General features: G+C 33.0%; 23 protein-coding genes. 9 read left to right on the forward strand and 14 right to left on the reverse strand.

Features of this window, described 5'->3' with window-relative positions; all coding sequences use genetic code 11:
* Positions 1–3: 3 nt before the first annotated feature.
* The 6 genes from B0A75_RS08540 to B0A75_RS08565 all read right to left on the reverse strand — a co-directional run bounded on the left by B0A75_RS08540 (position 4) and on the right by B0A75_RS08565 (position 4569).
* A complete protein-coding gene (locus tag B0A75_RS08540; RefSeq protein ID WP_089053865.1) occupies positions 4–744 on the reverse strand; it encodes an SDR family oxidoreductase in 741 nt (246 codons plus the stop codon).
* A gap of 63 nt (positions 745–807) precedes the next feature.
* Entirely contained in the window at positions 808–1377 is a 570-nt protein-coding gene (locus B0A75_RS08545; protein ID WP_244284367.1) for a Crp/Fnr family transcriptional regulator, read from the reverse strand.
* A gap of 98 nt (positions 1378–1475) precedes the next feature.
* Entirely contained in the window at positions 1476–2189 is a 714-nt protein-coding gene (lipB, locus tag B0A75_RS08550) for a lipoyl(octanoyl) transferase LipB (protein ID WP_089053866.1), read from the reverse strand.
* Positions 2190–2194: 5 nt separating this feature from the next.
* Complete coding sequence (locus tag B0A75_RS08555) at positions 2195–2944, reverse strand: hypothetical protein (protein ID WP_089053867.1); 750 nt, start codon at positions 2942–2944, stop codon at positions 2195–2197.
* Positions 2945–3012: 68 nt separating this feature from the next.
* Positions 3013–3792 carry a hypothetical protein gene (locus B0A75_RS08560; protein WP_089053868.1) on the reverse strand — a complete coding sequence of 260 codons (780 nt, stop codon included), beginning with the start codon at positions 3790–3792 and terminating at the stop codon, positions 3013–3015.
* Positions 3793–3852: 60 nt separating this feature from the next.
* Complete coding sequence (locus tag B0A75_RS08565) at positions 3853–4569, reverse strand: hypothetical protein (protein ID WP_089053869.1); 717 nt, start codon at positions 4567–4569, stop codon at positions 3853–3855.
* Between the two features lie 225 nt (positions 4570–4794).
* On the opposite strand from B0A75_RS08565, the gene lysS reads away from it, so the two are divergent.
* Both lysS and B0A75_RS08575 read left to right on the forward strand, forming a co-directional pair.
* Positions 4795–6495, forward strand: a complete 1701-nt coding sequence (gene lysS / locus B0A75_RS08570; protein ID WP_089053870.1) for a lysine--tRNA ligase — start codon at positions 4795–4797, stop codon at positions 6493–6495.
* A 213-nt stretch (positions 6496–6708) separates the two neighbouring features.
* Positions 6709–7083: a hypothetical protein gene (locus B0A75_RS08575; RefSeq protein WP_123872344.1), complete on the forward strand. Its 375-nt coding sequence runs from the start codon at positions 6709–6711 to the stop codon at positions 7081–7083.
* Here the strand turns inward: B0A75_RS08575 and B0A75_RS08580 are convergent.
* Positions 7080–7676, reverse strand: coding sequence for a hypothetical protein (locus B0A75_RS08580; protein ID WP_089053872.1), 597 nt, complete (start codon positions 7674–7676; stop codon positions 7080–7082). The genes B0A75_RS08575 and B0A75_RS08580 overlap by 4 nt on opposite strands.
* 43 nt (positions 7677–7719) lie before the next feature.
* Positions 7720–8745, reverse strand: coding sequence for a 2-hydroxyacid dehydrogenase (locus B0A75_RS08585; protein WP_089053873.1), 1026 nt, complete (start codon positions 8743–8745; stop codon positions 7720–7722).
* A 192-nt stretch (positions 8746–8937) separates the two neighbouring features.
* Between B0A75_RS08585 and B0A75_RS08590 the strand changes: the two genes are divergently transcribed.
* A complete protein-coding gene (locus B0A75_RS08590) occupies positions 8938–9375 on the forward strand; it encodes a hypothetical protein (RefSeq protein WP_089053874.1) in 438 nt (145 codons plus the stop codon).
* A gap of 38 nt (positions 9376–9413) precedes the next feature.
* On the opposite strand, the gene B0A75_RS08595 is transcribed toward B0A75_RS08590, so the two are convergent.
* The 5 genes from B0A75_RS08595 to B0A75_RS08615 form a co-directional block, all read right to left on the reverse strand.
* On the reverse strand, positions 9414–11891 hold the full coding sequence (locus tag B0A75_RS08595; RefSeq protein WP_089053875.1) for a zinc-dependent metalloprotease: 2478 nt from the start codon (positions 11889–11891) through the stop codon (positions 9414–9416).
* Between the two features lie 176 nt (positions 11892–12067).
* Entirely contained in the window at positions 12068–13354 is a 1287-nt protein-coding gene (hemL, locus tag B0A75_RS08600) for a glutamate-1-semialdehyde 2,1-aminomutase (RefSeq protein WP_089053876.1), read from the reverse strand.
* Positions 13355–13478: 124 nt separating this feature from the next.
* Positions 13479–14381 (reverse strand): glucosaminidase domain-containing protein, encoded by a 903-nt coding sequence (locus B0A75_RS08605; RefSeq protein ID WP_089053877.1) that lies wholly within the window; start codon positions 14379–14381, stop codon positions 13479–13481.
* On the reverse strand, positions 14374–15282 hold the full coding sequence (locus tag B0A75_RS08610) for a 1-aminocyclopropane-1-carboxylate deaminase/D-cysteine desulfhydrase (protein WP_089053878.1): 909 nt from the start codon (positions 15280–15282) through the stop codon (positions 14374–14376). Before B0A75_RS08610 ends, B0A75_RS08605 begins: the two co-directional genes overlap by 8 nt.
* Complete coding sequence (locus B0A75_RS08615; protein WP_089053879.1) at positions 15279–15614, reverse strand: hypothetical protein; 336 nt, start codon at positions 15612–15614, stop codon at positions 15279–15281. The genes B0A75_RS08610 and B0A75_RS08615 overlap by 4 nt, the downstream gene beginning before the upstream one ends.
* Positions 15615–15730: 116 nt before the next feature.
* Between B0A75_RS08615 and B0A75_RS08620 the strand changes: the two genes are divergently transcribed.
* From B0A75_RS08620 to B0A75_RS08645, 6 genes are all read left to right on the forward strand, one after another.
* Positions 15731–15916, forward strand: a complete 186-nt coding sequence (locus B0A75_RS08620) for a DUF5522 domain-containing protein (protein WP_089053880.1) — start codon at positions 15731–15733, stop codon at positions 15914–15916.
* A gap of 485 nt (positions 15917–16401) precedes the next feature.
* The gene (locus B0A75_RS08625) at positions 16402–18378 is read left to right on the forward strand and encodes a urocanate hydratase (RefSeq protein WP_089053881.1); all 1977 of its coding nucleotides are present in this window, start codon (positions 16402–16404) and stop codon (positions 18376–18378) included.
* A gap of 126 nt (positions 18379–18504) precedes the next feature.
* The gene (locus B0A75_RS08630) at positions 18505–19044 is read left to right on the forward strand and encodes a DUF4136 domain-containing protein (RefSeq protein WP_089053882.1); all 540 of its coding nucleotides are present in this window, start codon (positions 18505–18507) and stop codon (positions 19042–19044) included.
* A gap of 274 nt (positions 19045–19318) precedes the next feature.
* A complete protein-coding gene (gene ilvA, locus B0A75_RS08635; RefSeq protein ID WP_089054004.1) occupies positions 19319–20563 on the forward strand; it encodes a threonine ammonia-lyase IlvA in 1245 nt (414 codons plus the stop codon).
* An 80-nt stretch (positions 20564–20643) separates the two neighbouring features.
* Positions 20644–21054, forward strand: a complete 411-nt coding sequence (locus tag B0A75_RS08640; RefSeq protein ID WP_089053883.1) for a group III truncated hemoglobin — start codon at positions 20644–20646, stop codon at positions 21052–21054.
* Between the two features lie 179 nt (positions 21055–21233).
* The gene (locus B0A75_RS08645) at positions 21234–22991 is read left to right on the forward strand and encodes an aromatic amino acid hydroxylase (RefSeq protein ID WP_089053884.1); all 1758 of its coding nucleotides are present in this window, start codon (positions 21234–21236) and stop codon (positions 22989–22991) included.
* A 162-nt stretch (positions 22992–23153) separates the two neighbouring features.
* Here the strand turns inward: B0A75_RS08645 and B0A75_RS08650 are convergent, their stop codons facing one another.
* Positions 23154–23783, reverse strand: a complete 630-nt coding sequence (locus B0A75_RS08650) for a DUF4230 domain-containing protein (protein ID WP_089053885.1) — start codon at positions 23781–23783, stop codon at positions 23154–23156.
* Between the last annotated feature and the right edge of the window lie 110 nt (positions 23784–23893).

Genomic DNA, 23893 nt, shown 5'->3' on the forward strand with positions numbered 1-23893 from the left:
CTATCAATTCAAACTATTTATTTTTTTGAATGCAAAATGCGGAGCAACTCTAAAAAGCAGGTATAATAATTTTACCTTCGAAATTCTTATTTCTAATTTGTTTTTAGCAAGTCCTTTAAGCATTTCTGCAACAGCCTTTTCTGAGGATATAGCAATTTTAGGAGGATTGCCATTGTGCCACGGTGTATTTACTACTGGAAATAACACCTCAACAATCTGTATTGATTCATTTTTAAGCTGGTACCTCAAGACTTGGGTAAAGGAGTGTAAGGCTGATTTTACAGCATTATAAAAAGTATAAGCACCTCTTGGCACATATACCAAACCAGTTGTAATATTTATAACTTTCGAATTTTTATTCTTGATTAAAACAGGATACAACAATTTTATTAAACGAACTGGAGCTTCGAAATTGGTTGAAACTTCATCATCCATTTTTTGCAAAATCAAATCATCTTCTATAAAAGCTGTTCTATGAACAATCGCAGCATTATTGATCAAAATGTTCATTTGAGGGTAAGAAATCTCAACCCATTTTGCAAATACTTCACATTCATGCTCATTTGTAATATTACAAGGATAAATAATTAAATCCGGCAGTATTTTTTGTGCTTCTTTAAGTTTCTCAACAGAACGTGAACAAGTAATTACTGTATTACCTTGTTTTAAAAACTGCTTACACATTTCAAATCCTATACCTGAACTTCCTCCAGTAATAACGATAGTACTATTCGTGATTTTCATAACTCAATCTTTAAATTAAGCATTAAAAATACCCATCGTCACAAAACTATGCATTGATCTATGTTAAGTCTTAAATTTTCTTCTAATTCTACTAAGTGATTCGGGTTGAATACCTAAATATGAAGCTATAATTTGCTGCGAAACTCTATTTTCTAAATTTGGAAATTCTGCAACAAAAATTTCATATCGTTTTTCTGCATCTAAAAGCAGTAATTCCCGCTCTCGTTTCTCTTTAACACAAAAAGCTTTTTCTAATATTTGAAGCAAAAAAACACTCCAAAAAGAGTTTTTCTCCTTCATTTCCAGCCATCTCAAATAATCAATTTCCAAAATTTCTGCTTCTTCCAAAACTTCAACAGAAAAATAAGAAGTACTATTATGAATCATTGCTGAATAGGAACTTATAAAATTGTTTTCGGTAATGATGCTTTTTGTAAACTCGTTACCATTTTCGTTACTATAAACGTATCGAAACAATCCTTTAAAAACAAAAGCCATCTTACGAGGAATTTGACCTGCCGCAATAAAATAATCTCCCTTGTCCATTATTTTATGCTCACATATATTCGATAATTCTTCCAACTCTTTTTCAGGAAGTCTTAAACTATTTAAAATTGTTTTTTTATCGATCATATCCATATCTAAAACAGAAAAACCCGTTGAATATAATTTGCATAAAAGCAATTATATTCAATAGGTATAAACTAAATATTCAAAAACTAAAACTAGTTTTAGCTCGATTTTCCTGTAATAAATTCAGCTTCAAATAAATGAGCTAAATGTTTATTTATTTTAGACTTCACTTCTTCCTCATCAACTCGTTCAACACCAAGTTCAACGTTTAAAGAGGTAACGCCTTTACCACGAATACCGCATGGAATTATATTATCAAAATACCCTAAATCTACATTTACATTTAGTGCAAATCCGTGCATGGTAACCCAGCGAGAAGCACGAACGCCCATCGCACATATTTTACGTGCAAATGGTGTACCAACACCAAGCCAAACTCCAGTTTCGCCTTCACTCCTGCCCGACTCTAATTCGTATTCTGCCAAAGTCATAATAATTGCTTCTTCTAAGAAACGCAAATATTTATGAATATCTGTAAAGAAGTTTTCTAAATCTAGAATTGGATAACCCACAACTTGTCCCGGTCCGTGGTAAGTAATATCTCCTCCACGGTTAATTTTGTAAAATGTTGCTCCTTTGGCTTCAAGCTGTTTTTCGTTTAATAACAAGTTTTCTAAATCACCACTTTTGCCTAGAGTATAAACATGCGGATGCTCAACAAACAATAAATAATTGGGAGTTGGTAAATCGAGTTCTTCCCTTCTATTTTTGATTTTTAAATCAACTATAGCTTTAAAAAGCTCTTCCTGATATTCCCACGTCGATTTATAATCTCTGTTTCCTAGATCTTGAAGTTGAATTTTTTTATTCATTTTATTTATTTTTCAAACTCTACTTCAAAGTTGAGTTTGTCAGGATTCTCCATATAATCCGTAAAAGGGTATTGAATTGTAATTGATTTTCGATCGTCACTGAATAACGCATTCGGATTTGATACTTTTTTGATTTTTTTCGGGAAATGATAACTCACAACGTAAGTTGAAGATGCAAACATCATTTTTGACATTCCAGCAGAATCTTTAACCATTTCGGCAATTTTTTTCGGGTCAATTATTGCCTTTCTAGTAAACTTTTTAGCATCATATGTATAAGTCAATACACTATTATTGTTCCCAATACCATTCCCTAACGGACTTGCTCCTGCTCCTCCTTCAAGTTTTTGAAGCACATTGGCAGTTTGCAAAATATCATGCAGTTCATTTACATTTTTAAAATCAGTCGATAAAGTCATTAAAAATTGCTTTTTCTCACTACTCATTTTGGTATGAACAGCAAAACTTTCCAGTTTCTTCAACTCTTTCTGAACCTCTGGAGACAACTTAGCAATACTGTCTTTTTTCTCTTCAAACAATTGCTTGAAAGTAAAACTAGAATCAATATCTTTTTTGGCATCAGCTCCCATTTGATTTCCAATTTGATCGCCTGCCATTTCCATCAAAGCAGAACCATCCATATCTACAGAAAATTTTCCAGTTCCGTTATCATTGATGTAAATACTTTCAGTAAAAGTACAACTTGTTAAAAAGGCTAATAAAAAAGAAAAACTTAATAATTTTAATAATTTCATCGTTGTGTAATTTTTTTATCAAATATACGAACTCTATTCAAAAGAATATTACTTTGTAAACCTGCTTTCTAATCTTCGAATATTACCTTAAACCCAATATTCATATTGCTGTTATCCTGCATATTCTCTAAAGGAACATCATAAGCAAAGCTCTTTCTATCAGCAGCAATCAAAGCATTTTTTAAAGAAACCGTTTTTATCTTTTTAGGAAAATGATATTCCATAGAATATTTACATTCCTTCATCATATCATTCATTTTCTTAGAAAAAGGATCATCCTCTTCTTTTCCTTTTTTCTTTTTAGGCTTCGAAACTGCTTTTTTATTATCCTCAGTACTCGAAATCACTTTTGTAAAACTCTTTCCATCATAAAGGAACGAAGTAGAGTTATTATCCTCCGATTTTGGTGCTGCACTTAAAGCTCCAAGTCGCTTTTTATCCGAAAGAGCTAATTTTTCCATAGCCTGAGTTGGAGATGCCATTTTTTGAATACTATTTAAATTAGGAAAATCAAATATCATATTATACTCCATTTGCTTTTGCTCTTCGTTCACCTTTAAACTTATTTTAAAATTCTCCAGTACCTTAAGCATTTCTTTCTCTGCTGCCGGCAGTTTTGCTATACTATCTTTAGCTTTATCAAATAATTCTTTAAAATTAAACGTAGTATCAATAACCTTTTTATCCTTTAAAGAATCTGAACTTTTCATTCCCATTTTATACATTCCCGCCATGTCAAATCCATACGAAAAAGACCCTGAGCCATCCTCATTTATAACCACTTTTTCTTTAATGGTGCAACTTGACATACATAATACTGCAAGGATATAAAACAGTCCTTTTTTCATGATTTTAATTTTTTGGTTAGTAAGCCGCGAAGATACCTTCTTTTGATAATAATTTAAGTTTTATTCTAAAATCACTTCCAAATTTGTCAATTCAGAATTTTTCAGGCAGTCTGAAAGCTGAAATTCTAAACTTAACGATTTTCTATCGGCACTAAGAACCGCTTTTTCGTTTGAAATCGATTTTATCTTTCTTGGAAAATAGTAATTTAAGACATACGATTGTTTCAATTTATAGTTAGAAAATACATTTTTTTTGTCCTCTACTTCTTTCATTCTCTCATCGAATTTTTCTTGATCAGTGATTACCAAATTTCTTCTAAATATAACACCATCAAAGCTATATTTTATTTTATAAAACGGCTTAACTATCGTATAATTTTCTTTTAAACAACTTGCTAAACTAAGGCTTTCATAAACATTAGGAACTTCTTCTATCTTTTTAAAATCGCATGAAACAATATTAAAATTCTCCATCTGAATTGGATCCATTTTCACATGCATTTTCACATTAGAATGTTCCTGAAATAATGCTTGATCTGATTTACTAAATCGAACAAAAGTTTCTTGATATTTAGTGATATAATCTTGAAAAACAAATATCGTATCAATAAATTTCTCTGAAGAAGGACTATTTTTTCGTAACTGCATAACACTATTTTCATCCCGAAGACTGTAAACTTCAATATTTCCAGTTCCGTCTGGGTTTATTATTATCGTTTCAGTTATAGTGCAGCTTGTAAGCAGAATTAGTAATAAAAAGGCTGATATAAATTTCATTTTTTAGGAGATTCTGAGTTTTTATGAGTCGCTAAGATAACTAGATTCTGACTCAATTTCTTACAAAAGTATTTTATTTTAAAACAATATATAGTCCCCACACCAATCTATACGGGGCAAAAGGGGATTGAAATACAATAAATTGCTGCTGCAAAAATTCTAAAATACGCATTCTAAAATCTACATTCTTTTCTTTATCTTTGCACTCTTAAAAAAAGCACAAAAATGGCATTATCAGAACAAGAAATCATCAGAAGAGAAAAACTTCAAAACTTACGCAGCTTAGGAATCAATCCTTATCCAGCTAATCTTTTTCCTGTAAATCATACTTCGAAGCAAATAAAGGAGTCGTTTGAAGAAGGCAAGAAGGTTATCGTTGCGGGTCGTTTGATGAGTGTTCGTGATCAAGGTAAAGCTTGTTTTGCTGAATTACAGGATAGCGAAGGACGTATTCAATTATACGTGAATCGTGATGTTTTGTGTGAAGGCGACGATAAAACTTTATACAACCAAGTATTTAAAAAATTAACTGATTTAGGTGACTTTATTGGTATCGAAGGTGAATTGTTTACTACACAAGTTGGTGCAAAATGTATTCGTGTAAGCGGTTTTACTTTCTTGAGTAAAACATTACGTCCGCTTCCGTTACCAAAAGTTGACGAAGAAGGAAACGTTCACGATGCATTTAATGATGCTGAATTACGTTATAGAATGCGTTATGTGGATTTAACTGTAAATCCACAAGTAAAAGAAACTTTCATCAAACGTACAAAGTTATTTACAGCAATGCGTGGTTATTTTAACGATGCAGGATATCTTGAAGTTGATACCCCAGTTTTACAGTCAATTCCAGGTGGTGCTTCCGCGAGACCTTTTATCACACACCATAATTCGCTTGATATTCCGCTTTATATGCGTATTGCGAATGAATTATACTTAAAAAGATTAATTGTTGGTGGATTCGAAGGTGTTTATGAGTTTTCTAGAAACTTCCGTAACGAAGGTATGGACAGAACGCATAATCCTGAATTTACCGCAATGGAAATATATGTAGCTTACAAAGACTACAACTGGATGATGGAATTTGCTGAAGGCTTATTAGAGCATTGTGCAATTGCTGTAAACGGAACTAGCGAAGTTACTTTTGGTGAACACCAAATTAACTTTAAAGCGCCTTACGCTCGGGTAACAATGACGGATTCTATCAAACATTTTACTGGTTTTGACATTTCCGGTAAATCAGAAGAAGAATTGTTTGAAGCTGCAAGAGGAATGGGAATCGAAGTGGACAAAACAATGGGTAAAGGAAAATTGATTGATGAGATTTTTGGAGCGAAATGCGAAGGAAACTATATTCAGCCAACTTTCATTACTGATTATCCAAAAGAAATGTCTCCGCTTTGTAAAGAGCATAGAGATAATCCGGACTTGACGGAACGTTTTGAATTAATGGTTTGTGGTAAAGAAATTGCAAATGCATATTCTGAATTAAATGACCCAATTGATCAAAGAGAACGTTTTGAAGATCAAATGCGTTTGGCTGCAAAAGGTGATGATGAAGCTAACGGAATTATCGACGAAGATTTCTTAAGAGCACTAGAATACGGAATGCCTCCAACTTCTGGAATGGGAATTGGAATGGATCGTTTGATTATGTATTTAACAAACAATGCTTCTATTCAAGAAGTTTTATTGTTCCCGCAAATGCGTCCGGAGAAAAAACAATTAATTGAATTAACTGATGAAGAGAAAGCAATTATTCACTTCCTTAAAGAGAACGAAAACAAAATGGATCTTGCACAGCTAAAAGTTACAGCTAATTTAAGCGGTAAAAAATGGGATGCAGCTATGAAAAATTTATCAAAACATGGTTTGACTAAAGTTGCCGTTGAAGGTGAATTTAAATTTGTGGAACTAGTTGGATAAATTCCAAGTTGGATTTTATAATATTCAAACCCGACAGGTTTTAAAAACCTGTCGGGTTTATTTTTTTAATTTGTCTAATTAATACATCCACTTATATAAAACTTCAAAATGCTAAATTGTATTATCTTCCTCCTATTTTTAGTACTTATTTATTTTGTTTATTCCTTCGAAAAAGATTCTCGAAAAAGGATGCCTTTGGAGAGAAGGCAAAAAATGTTTGAATTACTAAAAAATAAGTATAGCGGGCTAAAAGAAAATGATCTTAATTTCTTTGAATATAAAACAACCAATCATAATATATTATTTGAATATAAACTTATTACATCAAGAAGAGTTTCAAACAGCTTGAAAGTGTATTTAGATATTTCTGCAATTGAAGAAGACATTAAACAATTATGTAGAATTCATTTTTATTGTACCAAAATAAACAATCGAGATTACGTTGAAATGCCCGTCGAAGCATACTTTGATTCATTATACAATTTATCAGAGACTTCACCTAAAATTGTTAATAGAATAATTTCAGAAACAGAAAGCTACATTTCTGAAAAAAGAAAAAAAAGAGATGAAAAAGCTACTAAATTTTAAAACGAATACTTCTCCATTTTTTTTCCTTGAACATCCAAAACCTTTGTACTTTCTTTAGGAACATTACCTTTCATAACTTCCTGAACAGATGGATTTGAAGGATATTTTCCGCCTTTCATTTTTAAAAGATGAAATTTTCCTCCGCTTTCAAATATAAGATCATAAAATTTTTCCGTTGATGAAGAGGTTACGTAAATTGGATAATCGGTTACAGTAAAACGATTGATTACACTTCCATCATTGTTTAAAATGTATCCTGAACAGCCTCCGCTTCCGCAGAAATAAGAGTTTGAGAAACCTACAAAATATTCGTTTTTCTTATCATTATTCAAATCAAATTCTTGATAATAAAAATAACGATCGTCTTTTGTCATAGCTGGAATATCTTTCTTCAACAAAACACCTAATTGTTTCCTAATCAATTCGACTGCTTTATCATCTCTTGGAGGCGCTTCGTTGAGATTTGCTGTTCCTCCCAATGTTTTAGACAAAGTGTCCTGCACAATAGTTTTTACTATATTTTTTGATTCTGTTTTATTTTGACATGAATACAATGCCAAAATTGCAATTGCAATTACGATTTTACTTTTCATAATTTGTTGTTTTTAATTTTATACTTACCCTTTATAATCAATTCTAGACAAGCAAAGCTCCTTTATTTTCAATATCATTTTCGCTCAGCAATGCTTTAATATTATTAAAAGTAACCAACGCAATCTGAGTTAAAGCTTCATTGGTAAAAAATGCCTGATGTGCTGTTACTAAAACATTAGGAAAACTCATTAACCTTTGAATAGCATCATCCTGAATAATATCTGCAGATAAATCTCTGAAAAATAATTTTTCTTCCTGTTCGTAAACATCAATTCCTAAATAACCTATTTTACCTTCTTTCAAGCCCTCAATAACCGAAGCCGTTTCAATCAATCCACCTCGGCTTGTATTAATAATCATCACATTATCTTTCATAGACGCAATTGAATCTTTATTGACAACGTGCTTTGTTTGAGCATTTAACGGACAGTGGAGCGAGATAATATCACTCGATTTAAAAATCGTTTCCAGCGATACAAATTCTACTCCGTCCCTTATCATTTCATCATTCGTAATAATATCATAAGCCAGTACTTTACAACCAAAACCTAAAGCAATTTTAGAAAATGCTTTTCCTATATTTCCAGTTCCAATAATTCCAACCGTTTTTCCAAACAAATCAAAACCTAACAATCCGTTTAGAGAAAAATTTTGTTCGCGAACACGATTGTACGCTTTATGCGTTTTTCTGTTCAATGTTAAAATCATTGCCATTGCATGTTCTGCAACAGCTTGCGGAGAATAAGCAGGAACGCGGCAAACTTTTAAATTATATTTCTTAGCTGCTTCTAAATCGACATTGTTAAAACCTGCACAACGTAATGCAATAATTTTCACTCCTTTTTCTGCCAGCTGCTTAATTACGGCTTCGTTTACTATATCATTTACAAAAACACAAACAACAGCGGCATTTTCAATTAAAATAACAGTCTGAGGATTAAGCTGGGTTTCAAAAAAATCCAATTCAAAACCAAAATCGGCATTGTATTTATTAAAAAAAGATTTATCGTAAGGCTGTGTTGAAAAAAAGGCGATTTTACTTCCGCTGATTGTAGTAACTAAACTCATAATGAATTGTTCTTGGATTTTAATTTGTTTATACCTTAAAAATACAAAAATAATTCTAGATGCTTCTTTTAAAATAAAGCTTTAAAGTTTTACGTTTCAATTTGTTAAATAAAGCACAATTCTAACTTAGTTAATTAAACCTATTGATTTTAACATTGTCTAATCGATATAAACAATTAAAAAACTTACATCATGAAAAAATTATTTATCGCTGCTTTACTATTTGTTGGAATAGCAAGTTTTGCACAAGAAGCCGACCAAAAACCTATGCGTGAGCATAAAGAAAGATTAACTCCAGAACAGCGCAGTGAAAAGCAGTTAAAAAAACTAACTTCTGAGTTAAATTTAGATGCCAATCAACAAACACAAGTAAAACAACTTTTAGCAGATCGTAATGCTAAAGCTGAAAAGTTTAAAGAAGCCAGAAAAGACAAAAAAGACAGCAATGTAAAACCAACAGCTGCTGAAAAAGAAGCTTTCAAAAAACAAATGATGGACGAAAAAGAGGCTAATGATGCAAAAATGAAAGCGATTTTGAATGCGGACCAATACAGCAAATGGAAAAACATTCAGAAAGAAAATCAAGATAAGATGAAAAATAAAATGAAAGAACGAAAAGACCAAGAATAAAAAAAGAGGCTCGTAAGCCTCTTTTTATTTGTATAAATCTATACCTTAGGATTTAGAATTAAATCAATTCTTTTAATACAATCTTCATAGTGATATTTTGTTTCTGCATTTGTTCCTAATGCTTTTGCTGCCGTAAGCGATTTTTTTAATGTATTTAATTCTCCACGTACTAAAGCTCTAAGATCAGACTGAGAAACATTATAATAACCCGATGATCTTTCTGTTGGTTTCATCTCTTCAGTCATCAAAGTTCCCATTCTGTCGATATAAGCACGTTGAAGATTTCGACGATAAATGGTAACATTTGCAGCGCTGCCAGCCTCTTTCCAAATTCCTTTTCTCATATCTTTAAAGAAATCTAAAGCTTTATAAGTATCAGCACCCAAAATTTCATTATCCATTAATCTGCCAATGCGTCCTAAACTTAATAAGTTATTTAGATGTCTAACTTGTAAATTTCTAAACCTTTCAGTATAACCAGCATAATCAGTATTCTTTAAAGTATTTAAGTTTACAATCCATGTTGGAGATGCAAAAGCATTTGTCTGTAACCAATTCATTGCTTCAATTTGCTTTACCTTTGGAACAACTTCGTATACATTTCCTGCCTGATTTGGGTTTTTAAGGTTTTCATACACTCCCCCAACATTTGTTACAACGTGACCTACATAACGGCTCCAAACATCCAATAATTCCTTATACAATTCATCTAAATCTTCATAGTTGTTGGTAACATTACTCGTCCATTCATTTAAATGATTGGCAACAAATTCAAGATTTTTAAGTCCATAAGAACTCGCTTTCATTGAGTTATTTCCGATATCTTCTGTTTGAGAAGAAGGATCGAAAGTACTGCTTTGTTTACCATATTTATAAACCGGATTTCCTGCCTTATCCAAAATCCATTTGTCTAACGTTGGCGTTTCGTCTTGAGGAGTTTTTGAATTTGGAATTACTCTATACCCCCAATTTAAAGCGTAATGATCGTAAGCACCCATTTTACGAATAAAACGAACATTTTTATCTCCAGGTTGTGCAATATAGTTGTATCTCGCATAATCCATGATACTTGCTGCAATACCGTTTTTTTGTGTAAAATCACCATTTCTGTAACTTTCTGTATCAAAAGCACAACTTGCTCCCATATTATGAGGAAAACCTAATGCGTGACCAACCTCGTGAGCAATTACCATTCGCATCATTTCGCCCATTTCTTCATCACTAGTCTGCAATGTTCTAGCTGATGGATTTGCAGCTCCCGTTTCTAACAAATAACGATTCCTGTATGAACGCAAATGATTGTGATACCAGATAACATCACTTTCTATAATTTCTCCAGTTCTAGGATCAGAAACACTAGGTCCAACAGCATTTCTTGTTGTACTGGCAACATAACGTATTACAGAGTAACGAACATCTTCTGGGCTAAAATCAGGGTCTTCCTCTTTTGTTGGAGCATCTTTGGCAATAATAGCATTTTTAAAACCAGCAGTTTCAAAAGGTTTTTGCCATTCTTCAATTCCTTGTTTAATATATTTTCTAAGTTTTTCCGGCGTAGCTGGATCCAAATAATATACAATTGGTTTTATTGGCTCAACCAATTCTCCTCTTGCGTAAGCTTCAGGATCTTTTGGCTCTAATCTCCATCGTCTGATATACGTTTTAAGATCCGATTTCAATTCGTTGCTTCCATAATCGTATTGACTTATGGTAAACCATCCTACACGTGGATCTGCTAATCTAGGTTTCATCGGCACTTCTGGCAGTAAAACCATAGACTGATTCATCTGAATACTAATTGACTCTGTTTCTTCTAACATTGAAGGTTTTGAGGCATTATAAGTCATATCCTGAATCACTTCAATATTCATAGGAAAACTTTTAATCGTATTAATAAAACTTCTTGAATCATCAAGTCCTTTTACTTTATACGTTTCTCTCATTTGACCAGAAATCCCGCTGATTGCTTTTACATCTGTACTGTAAAATTTAGTAACATCGATAACTGTATTTGCAGAATCTTTACTAAAAGCAACAATATCAAAAGCAAATAATGTAGGATCGTAATTATTTGATTTAACAGAAATACTTATCGGTAAAGTATCATTTGCAACAGCATTATATGATTTTGATTTGATTAGAATTTTATCTTGAAAACGCTGCCAAACGATCAATTGTTCATTTGTTTCAGAACCTGCGTTTACGTATCCGCCACCAAGATTAGAAGGCAGTTTAGACAATCTGCTTACCAAAAGCATATCTTTGTTTAGATATTTATTTGGAATTTCGAAGTAAAACTTTTTATCTACTTTATGAACCGTAAAAAGACCTTCGTCAGAAACGGCATCTTTGGTAATTACTTTACTGTACTCTTTGATAGAAGAATCAGATTTTTTTTCTGCTGGGGCTCCAGCGCTCTCTTCTTTTTTGGATTTCTTTTTTGTCGATTGGGCAAACTGACTTTCAGGAAATAACATAAAAACTGCCATTGCAGTAAAAATGAAAATTTTCTTCATTTATTATAGGTTTTAATGGTTATTTGTTAAACAAAAATAATTTTTGAATGCAATTATACAAGTATTTTACTTGTCATTAACTTTTTATTAACTAAATATAAAATAAAGTTTACAACAATAAAAAAGGTTTGACTTTTTGTAAAGTCAAACCTTTTAAAATAAATAGTTACTATGAATTAAAATGTTTTCGAAACTTTATCGATCGCATTAATTGTAAAATCTAAATCTTCATACGTCAAAGCATCTGTTATAAACCATGTTTCATAAGCTGATGGCGCAATATAAACACCTTCCTGCAATAAACCGTGGAAGAATTTTTTAAACGTTTCGTTATCTCCTTTTGCTGCAGTTTGAAAATCTACAACAGGATTTGCATCAAAATGAACAGAAATCATCGAACCAACTCTATTGATTGTAAAAACAACATTATTTGCTTTTAAAACTCTATCGATTCCCGCTTCTAAATAAGCCGTTTTTTCTTCTAAACGAGTAAAAATTTCACGATCATTATCTAACGCTTTCAACATTGCATAGCCGGCAGCCATTGCTAACGGATTTCCAGATAATGTTCCTGCTTGATAAACTGGTCCTAGAGGCGCTAAATAATTCATGATTTCTTCGCGTGCAGCAAAAGCTCCAACTGGTAATCCGCCGCCAATAACTTTCCCGAAAGTTACGATATCAGCATTGATATTATACAATTCCTGAACACCTCCGCGAGCCAAACGGAAACCTGTCATAACTTCATCAAAAATCAATAAAATCCCGTTTGCAGTACACAGATCTCTTAAGCCTTGCAAGAAACCTTCTTGAGGTGGAATACAACCCATATTTCCTGCAACTGCTTCAATTATAATAGCAGCAATTTCACCTTTATTAGCTTCGATTAAAGTTTTTACATTCTCTAGATCATTGTATTTTGCTAACAAAGTATCCTTTGCAGTTCCTTCTGTAACACCTGGACTATTTGGCGAACCAAAAGTTACAGCACCACTTCCTGCCTGAATCAAAAACGAATCAGAATGTCCATGATAGCATCCAGCAAATTTGATAATTTTATCTCTCTTTGTAAATCCGCGAGCCAAACGAATTGCGCTCATACAAGCTTCTGTCCCTGAATTTACAAAACGTATTTTATCAATATTTGGAACCATTGAAACTGCCAAAGCTGCAATTTCGGTTTCCAATTCAGTCGGCATTCCAAATGAAGTTCCCAATTTTGCTTTTTCGATCACTGCGTCAACAACCGGCTGATAAGCATGACCTAAAACCATCGGTCCCCAAGAGTTAATATAATCTATTAATTTGTTTCCGTCTTCATCATATAAATAAGCACCTTTGGCACTTTTGACAAAAATTGGAGTTCCTCCAACTGCTTTAAACGCTCTTACTGGCGAATTTACACCACCTGGAATTACTTTTTCTGCTTCAGCAAAAAGCTGACTACTTCTTTTATATAACATTCTTATTTTTGATTTTAGAATTCAGATTTTAGATTAAAACTGAAAACCTATTTTAATTTCTAGATTTATTTCAACAGAACTGAAAACTGTCATTGAGACTGAACACTAAAAACTGAATACTTAATTACTTAACCTTAAGTCTCTGCCCAATCGAAATTGCATTATCCGTTAGATTATTTTTTCTTTTTAAATCCTCGACCAATAAATTGAATTTTTTTGAAATGGAATACAGTGTATCTCCTTTTTGAACCTCATACAAATTCGGATCGTATTGACTCATGTTAATCTTTGGATCAGAAGCTGCATCATAAGATGATTTTTTTGGCGGATTCGAGGTATTTATTGGCACATAGTTTCTTCCTGTAACCTGACAATCATATTGATGTAGATTATAGCGCTCAATATAACTGATTAACTTATCTGGATATTTCGGATCTGTTGCGTAGCCACAAGCCCTAAGTCCTTTTGCCCAAGCTTTGTAATCGTCTTTTTCATAAGTAAACAAAGACTCGTATCTCTTTTTTCCAACCAAAAATAAAGCATGGTCTCTATAAGATTCTGCCGGTTCTGGATATTTTCTAAAACATTCCTGAGCTGAATCATCATCGTGACGAACACTTTCTCCCAGCCAATCTTTATGGCATTTAATTCCAAAATGATTATTAGCCTCAAGTGCCAGATCACCTTTTCCCGCACCTGATTCTAAAATTCCCTGCGCCAAAATTATACTAGCCGGAATTCCATATGTTTTCATGTTTCCAATTGCAATATCTTTATACTGCAAAACATAATTATTAATTAAATCATTGGTTACAACTGTTTTTGAAGTAGAATGAATAACCTCAGTTGTATTATTTGTAGAAGGATAATTTTTACCTATTGGTTTAGCAGGAGTAGTTTTTTTAGTCGTCGCTACTCGCGGTTTCTGAACCGCAGCTGCTTTTTTTGTCGTGGCAATAGCTGGTTTACTAGAAGAACAGCTTGCCAAAACCAATATCGTAAATAACAGTACAATTTTTTTAATCATTCGTTTTAAGTATTGGTAATTTTTTCTGCATCAACTTCATATTCATTCCATCAACTCCCTGTAATCCACCTGTGTGAATAAGTAAAATTTTTGAATGTGCAGGAAAATATTTTTTGCCTATTAAATCTATAACGCCAAAAACCATTTTTCCTGTATAAATTGGATCTAAGGGCACTTTTGTTTTTTCAAAAAATGCATTTATAAATTCGATTAATTCTAAATTTATCTTGCCATAACCTCCAAAATGATAGTCAGAAATTAAATTCCAGTTATCTTGTTTGGCAAAAATACGAATTTCATCTTGTAAAAAGTCACCTTTTAACGCTGGAAAACCCAAAATTTTCTGATTTTCCGCTGAACTATTTATTAATCCCGAAATAGTTCCTCCAGTTCCAACAGCACAGCAAACATAATTAAAAACAACATCTTCCTGTGTTAAAATTTCTTCACAGCCTTTTACAGCAAACTCATTTGTGCCGCCTTCAGGCACTAAATAAAAGTCTCCAAACTTGTTTTTTAACTTCTCAATAAACTTATTTTCACTCTTAAGTCGATAATCTTCTCGCGAAACAAATTCAAACTGCATTCCGTTTTCCTGAGCAAATTTCAAAGTTGGATTTTCTTCAATTTTATCCCCAAGTTCATCGCCGCGAATAATTCCAATAGTTTTAAAACCCTGCTCTTTTCCTGCATACGCCACCGCAGCAATATGATTAGAAAATGCGCCGCCAAAAGTTAATAAAGTATCTTGATTTTCGACTTTCGCCTGAATTAAATTGTATTTTAATTTCCTAAATTTATTCCCCGAAACAAACGGATGAATTAAATCTTCTCGCTTTATAGTCAAAGAAATATCATCTGGAAAACTAATATTAATAGGTTGATTGAAAACTGGATTCATTTTAATTTGATATAATTTAAAAACCGAAAAAAAGATCTGTTTTTTAAATAATTTAAGTTCGTTTCATTATGGTAAGCTTCTCTTTCAAAACTAATATTTCGATATGCCAGATCTTTGTTTTTATACTGAATTAAGCGAAATAGAAATTCGAAAGCGTACCAAATAAAAAACGGAATTATTAAAAATTCTAACTGCTGTCTTAAATGAATTTTTTCATGATTAACAAAAACGCCATTTGTTTTATCAAAATCATATTTCATCAAAACAAATGGAAATACAGCCATTCCGCGATATCCTTTTGGAATTAAATATTTGCTAACAATCAGAAACATTGGCTATAAAATTTATAAATTTGTAGCTATAAAATTGTTCATTTTCATTAAAATCATAATCAATTATTTCTATTTTTGATTTTTATATTTATTAAAACTGAACGCGAAGCAGATTTATGAAAGAGCAAAGTAATGAAAATAAATTAATCGAAGGTGAAGATTTTTACTATACAGCCGAAGGTTATAAATGCTTTACTGAAAAACATCATTTAAAACGTGGTTATTGCTGCAAAAGCGGGTGCCGCCATTGTCCGTACGGTTTTGATAAACGAACTGGAGAAATCAGAAAAAAAACAAATTAGATAATGTGGTAATTTGAAAATTAGATAATTGATATAAATTCCAATTTTTGAAATTCCAAATTCCAATCTAAAATCAATAATCTAAAATATTATATGGATATCCATTCAAGAAAATTCAGGATTAAGATCCACAAATCCTATCATAGGTCGGATATCCGTTATCCTTAGTTTTTTTAAAATTAGAAAATGTACCGATGAGTCAATTTGAGAATGAGAATTATTTCAGATCGAATTTACATTGACAGGTATTTCGCTCCTATGGAGCTTTTACCAACTGGCCGTATTCTTTTCTACAAATATTAAGCCTTTCCAAGCCTTTGAACAGCGCCGTTAGGAGCGAAATATTTATAGAAATAAAATTTATCGGTCAGAATTTAGCCCCAGCGGGGCGACATAATCTAAAGAACAAAAAATTAATCTGTTGTTAATCTAATAAAAGTACCTTAGCGTCTTAGAAGCTTAGCAACTCAGCACCTTAAAAGAAAATGACTTTCAAAGAACAAATACAACAAGGAATTCCTTCAATATTACCTTCAAAAGCAGCATACGATCCAGCTATTAATCACGCTCCAAAAAGAAAAGAAATTCTTTCGGCAGAAGAGAAAAAACTGGCTTTAAAAAATGCATTGCGTTATTTTGAACCCAAACATCATGCTGAACTAATTCCTGAATTTTCAGAAGAACTAGAAAAATACGGACGTATTTATATGTATCGCCTTCGTCCGGAGTACAGAATGTACGCAAGACCAATTGACGAATATCCAGGTAAATCATTACAGGCAAAAGCAATTATGCACATGATTCAGAACAATCTGGATTATGCTGTAGCACAGCATCCGCACGAATTGATTACATATGGCGGAAATGGAGCTGTTTTTCAAAACTGGGCACAGTATTTATTGACGATGCAATACTTATCTGAAATGACAGACGAGCAGACTTTAACAATGTATTCTGGACATCCGATGGGATTATTTCCTTCGCATAAAGAAGCGCCGAGAGTCGTGGTTACAAACGGAATGGTTATCCCAAATTATTCTAAACCTGACGATTGGGAAAAAATGAATGCGCTTGGTGTTTCTCAATACGGACAAATGACGGCAGGAAGTTATATGTACATTGGACCGCAGGGAATTGTACACGGAACTACGATTACAGTTTTAAACGGTTTTAGAAAAATAAAACAAAATCCCGAAGGAAGTTTATTTGTAACTTCTGGTCTTGGCGGAATGTCTGGCGCACAGCCAAAAGCTGGAAATATTGCAGGTTGTATTACGGTTTGTGCCGAAGTAAATCCAAAAATCACTAAAATTCGCCATGAGCAAGGATGGATTAATGAAGTAGTAACTTCTACAGATGAATTGGTAGCGAGAGTAGCTTTGGCGAAAGCCAATAAAGAAACAGTTTCAATTGCTTATCTAGGAAATGTGGTTGACGTTTGGGAACGTTTTGACCAGGAAAACATTAAAATTGACTTAGGTTCAGACCAAACTTCACTTCATAATCCTTGGGCTGGAGGTTATTATCCAGTTGGGATTTCTTTTGAAGAAGCAAATGACCTTATGGCCGACAATCCAGAATTATTCAAAGAAAAAGTTCAGGAAACATTGCGTCGTCATGCTGCCGCGATTAATAAACATACGGCAAAAGGAACGTACTTTTTTGATTACGGAAATGCTTTTTTACTTGAGGCTTCACGTGCAGGCGCAGATGTAATGGCAGAAAATAATATCGATTTCAAATATCCTAGTTACGTTCAGGATATTATGGGGCCAATGTGTTTTGATTACGGATTTGGTCCTTTTAGATGGGTTTGTACATCTGGAAAACCTGAAGATTTGCAAAAAACAGATGCAATTGCAAGTCAAGTTTTAGAGGAAATGGCAAAAACAGCTCCAAATGAAATTCAGCAGCAGATGCAGGATAATATCAAATGGATAAAAGGCGCGCAGGAAAACAAACTTGTTGTAGGCTCTCAAGCCCGAATTCTTTATGCTGATGCCGAAGGAAGAATTAAAATCGCCGAAGCTTTTAATCAGGCGATTGCAAAAGGCGAAATTGGTACTGTTGTTTTAGGACGCGATCATCACGACGTTTCTGGAACCGATTCTCCTTATAGAGAAACGTCAAACATTTATGACGGATCACGCTTTACAGCCGATATGGCGATTCATAATGTGATTGGCGACAGCTTTAGAGGAGCAACTTGGGTATCTATTCATAATGGCGGCGGAGTTGGCTGGGGAGAGGTTATAAACGGCGGTTTTGGTATGGTTCTTGATGGTTCTAAGGAGGCTTCAAAACGTTTAGCATCAATGCTTTTTTGGGATGTTAATAACGGAATTTCAAGAAGAAGCTGGGCTCGAAATGATGAAGCCATTTTTGCCATAAAAAGAGCTATGCAAGTAGAGCCATTATTAAAAGTAACTTTGCCTAATATTGTTGACGAAAGTCTGCTTTAATTAAAAAGGTGTTTATTATTTAATAAAATGTCATCCTGAGCGAAGTCGAAGGCTTATAGTAACAAAAGACCTTCAATTTCGCTCAGCCTGATAAATACAAAAGAGAACATTAAATTTTTTATAACTATGAAAACATTCAAATTAGTTCCGATTTTTCTGCTAATGATCTTATCGTCATGCAGCAGTGTTACTGTATATTCTGATTACGACAAAAGTGTCGATTTTGCGCCTTATAAAACGTATGCTTTCTTTAAACCTGGAATTGATAAAGTCGAAATTTCTGATTTGGATAAAAGACGTATTCTTCGCGCAATCGATCAACAGATGCAAGCAAAAGGATTTACAAAAAGTGATAATCCAGACTTATTGGTAAATATTTTTACCAAATCTAGAGAGCAGGTTGACGTAAATCAATTTAGCGCTGGATGGGGTTATGGCTGGGGATGGGGATGGAATCCTTATATGATGTACGGCGGAAACCAAACTACTGTTTCTACTTCTACTGAAGGAACTTTATACATCGACCTAATTGATGCAAAAAAGAAAGAAATGATCTGGCAAGGTGAGGGAATTGGTGTTTTAACTAGAAACATCGATAAAAAAGATGAGCGAATTGCAGAATTTGTAGGCAAAATTTTAGCTCAATATCCTCCTGTAAAAAAATAATTATTTACTTTTGCTATTCAATTAATATAAAAAATGACAAACTTTAACAACATTATTATCGCTATTATCAGCATTATTGCAATTCAGCAATAATAGCGAGGTGTTATATAAGTATGTAAAATATAATTATAAGAACCTCCCACATTGGGAGGTTTTTTATTTTAAAAATAATTAAAAGTCGCCACGAATTACACAAATTAGCACGAATTATTTTTTCTCTTAGAGAATAAAATTAGTGTCAATTCGTGTAATTCGTGGCAAAAAACAAAACAACATGAGTTTATTCAACGAAATCCTTAATGCAAAAAAGCAGCTTGAAAATGTAGTTGCCGCGACGCCTCTTACCCAAAATCTAAATCTTTCAGACGAATTTAAATCGACTATTTTACTAAAAAGAGAAGATTTACAAATCGTACGTTCTTATAAAATTAGAGGCGCTTATAATAAGATTTCTTCCTTAACTGAAAAAGAAAAAGTAAACGGGATTGTTTGTGCCAGTGCAGGAAATCATGCTCAAGGTGTTGCTTATTCTTGTAATCTACTGCAAATAAAAGGCAAAATTTACATGCCAAAAACCACTCCAAAGCAAAAAGTTAAACAAGTGCAATTGTTTGGGAAATCGTTTGTAGAAATTGTTTTAACCGGAGATACTTTTGATGATGCTTATGCTTCGGCAACGGCAGATGCTATCAAGAACCACAAAACATTTATCCATCCTTTTGATGATGAAAAAGTAATTGCCGGACAGGGAACTGTAGGTTTAGAAATTCTCGAAAGTTATAAAGAACCTATAGATTATGTTTTTGTACCCATTGGCGGCGGCGGACTGGCTTCTGGATTGTCTGAAGTTTTTAAACATTTAAGTCCAAATACCAAAATCATTGGCGTTGAGCCCAAAGGTGCTCCTTCGATGAAAACTTCTATCGAAGAAAACAAAAACACAGCCTTAAAAACAATTGATAAATTTGTTGATGGCGCCGCTGTAAAACAAGTTGGCGATAAAACTTTTGAAATCTGTCGTTATAATCTTGAAGATATTATTCTCGTTCCAGAAGGAAAAGTATGTACAACTATTTTACGTTTGTACAATGAAGAAGCAATGGTTGTAGAACCTGCGGGTGCATTAACAATTGCTGCTTTAGATTTTTATAAAGACAAAATAAAAGGAAAAACTGTGGTTTGCGTTGTCAGCGGAAGCAACAATGATATTGAAAGAACTGCCGAAATAAAAGAGCGATCGCTGCTTTATGAAGGTTTAATGCATTATTTTATGATTCAATTTCCGCAGCGCCCTGGAGCTTTAAAAGAGTTTGTAAACAACATTTTAGGACCCGATGATGATATTACTTATTTTCAATTTGCTAAAAAGAATAGTCGAGAAGTAGGTTCTGTAGTTGTAGGTTTAGAGTTGAAAAAGAAAAAAGACATAATGCCTATTAAAATGAAAATGACGCAATATGGTTTTGAATTTCAATATTTAAACGACAATCAGGATTTGTTTACACAGCTGATTGGATAATTATTTCCTGACTGATAAATATCAGCAAATAAAGAAGAAGTTATAACGTATTTTTGCAAATCAATTTTATTTAGACAAACATGGAAACGCTTAAAGACATTTCAAACATAGAAGACATAAAACAAATGGTTAACAGCTTTTATGATAATGTTAGAAAAGACGATCTTATTGGTCCTATTTTCAATGATAAATTGCAAGATCGCTGGGAACCGCATTTGCAAAAAATGTACGGTTTTTGGCAGACTATATTATTTGATGTTCGTGCTTATTCCGGAACACCCTTTCCGCCTCACAAACAATTACCTGTAGATAGAACTCATTTTGACCGCTGGATTCAAATTTTCAATACTACAATCGATGCGCAGTTTGCTGGAGAAATTACCGAAGAAGCGAAAATGCGTGCAACGAACATGGCTTATATGTTCAATCATAAAATCGAACATTTTAGAAATGTCGAAAATGAATTAAAAAGCGCACTTAATAAATCTTAAAAAAACAATACTTTGATTCAATTTAAGTCAAAATCATAATATATCCTTCGCCTGTAAACTTCCTTTAAAACCTATAAAAACGCAATAAAACTTAATTTCGAACAAAAAAATTGTAATGAATAGCAAAAATTAGCGACCTAAATTCGTAATTTTACATTCTAATCTACAACGTTTTCGAAATGAATGCATCTATAGAAACCAATCCGCTTTTAGAGAGATTGCCAAAACATTTAAAGCAATTTATTAAACCTCAAGATTATAGTGATTATACTCCAATTAATCAGGCGGTTTGGCGATACGTTATGCGCAAAAATGTAGATTATCTTTCAAAAGTAGCGCACCATTCGTATTTAGAAGGTTTACGCAAAACAGGAATCGAAATAGATTCTATCCCAAGTATGTACGGTATGAACCGTATTCTTACTGAAATCGGCTGGGCTGCTGTTGCTGTTGACGGATTTATTCCGCCAAATGCATTTATGGAGTTTCAAGCCTACAATGTTTTGGTTATTGCATCGGATATTCGACAATTAGAACATATTGAATATACTCCTGCACCAGACATTATTCACGAAGGTGCCGGCCACGCCCCTATTATTGCCAATCCAGAATATGCAGAATATTTAAGACGTTTTGGTGAAATTGGGTGCAAAGCGATTTCTTCTCATAAAGATTATCAGATGTACGAAGCGATTCGTTTACTTTCTATTTTAAAAGAAGCCGAAGATACGCCGCAGGAAAAAATCGATGAGGCTGAAAAAGCGGTTGCCGATTTACAAAACGATATGGACGAATTGTCTGAAATGGCTCAAATTAGAAACCTGCATTGGTGGACTGTTGAATATGGTTTAATTGGAACTGTCGAAAATCCGAAAATTTATGGTGCAGGATTACTTTCTTCGATTGGAGAAAGTGCTTGGTGCATGACAGATAATGTAAAGAAAATCCCTTATGATATTTCGGCTGCAAATCAAAATTTTGATATTACGCAGTTGCAACCACAGCTTTATGTAACCCCAAATTTTTCTTATTTAAGTTTAATTTTGGAGGAGTTTGCTAATAAAATGGCATTGCGAACCGGCGGTCTTTCTGGAATTAAAAAACTAATTCATTCAAATGCTTTAGGAACAATTGAGTTAAGTACTGGTTTACAAATTTCGGGAGTTTTTACCAATGTTATTGAAGATGAAGGAAAGCCTGTTTATATACAAACAACTGGAAAAACAGCTTTGGCTTACCGAGAAAAAGAATTAGTCGGTCATGGAACGTTAACGCATCCGCACGGTTTTGGAAGTCCGATTGGAAAGCTAAAAGGCTTTAATCTTGCCATTGAAGATATGAGCCCGAAAGATTTACAGGCCTACAGCATTGTTGAAAACGAAACTGTAAAACTGGAATTCGAAGGTAATATTATTGTTGAAGGTGAAATTATTACAGGATCAAGAAACTTACATGGAGAAATTATTCTGATCAGTTTTAGAAATTGCACAGTAACGCATGGCGAAACTATTTTATTTCAGCCAGATTGGGGAAATTACGATATGGCAATTGGTAAAAAAGTCGTTTCTGCATTTTCTGGTCCTGCCGACGTAAATAGCTTTGACTTAATTAATATAGTACCAACAACAAAAACTATTAAAGCAAAACATTCTGAAGAACGTGGTGATTTAGAAGGTTTATATGCTAAAGTTAGAGATCTTAGAAAAAATAAAGGCTCTAAAAAAGAGCTGAAATCTGTTTTTGAAAATCTAAAAAACAATCATTCAAATGATTGGCTGTTGTCTGTTGAAATTACAGAACTTTTGAAAGATTCTGAAGAAAAACAACTTTTACAGGAAGTATTGGTTTACTTGGATCAATTGAAAGAAAAACGTCCTGAAATTGCGCATTTAATTTCTGGAGGATTGGATTTGATTTTTGATAAAGAAACTGTTTAAGCTTTAAGGCACAAAGTTTTTCTTCATCAAATTGCAAGAATTGCTTCCTGCTTTAGCTGGAGGCAATTCAAAAAATCATTTTAATCCTTTTATCTCGATAGCCATCGCGAGTGGTAAAAAACCTCTGTTTCTTTGAACCTTTGCCTCTTTGAACCTCAAAAACTACAATTTCAAATCCTCACTTAAATCTGCATCAGATTCAATCGTTTTGCCATTGTATTGTAATTTCCAGCCCATTGAATTAGTTAGGATTAAAATTTTAGACAACTCACTTATCAAACGGTTTTGTGCGTTACTTTTTAATGAAGATTTTTCGATTTTCTTTGCCAGATTGGCTTTTACCGATTTGTTGATTTTATTGTAATCATCACCTGTAAAGGGATTCAGCTTGCTTTGTTCAACATCGTAAAACTGAATATCAGGATTTATAGTAATCTCTTCTTTTGGAATATTTAAAATCGTGATGGTTTTATTTTTTTCATCGATGTCGTATTTCATTTTATGCAAATCATAAGCAACGGTAACATTTGCATTTACCACAATAAGTGCTTTTTTCTCAAATGAAATCATATCCATCAAATACTTCTGCTGGTTTTTATAAGTGATTACTTCAGAGAAATGCCCTTCGGTAACAACCAATTTTCCAACATTAAGTATTTTCTCTTGAATTAAATTGGTATTATAATCGATTGTTGAATCGTCATCTTTTTTGAACTCGCAATATTTAAAAGCCAAAACGATGACTAAAATAATAACACCAACGCCAATAATTCTTTTTACTAAGTTTTGCATTCTGATAAAATGTTTAGACGAATTTACTTCTTTTTTTAGTTTTTTTCGCCACGAATTTCACTAATTACGCTAATTTTTTAGTATGTACTTTTTTAAATTAAGAAATAAAC

Source organism: Flavobacterium oncorhynchi (assembly GCF_002217355.1).
Taxonomy (GTDB): domain Bacteria; phylum Bacteroidota; class Bacteroidia; order Flavobacteriales; family Flavobacteriaceae; genus Flavobacterium; species Flavobacterium oncorhynchi.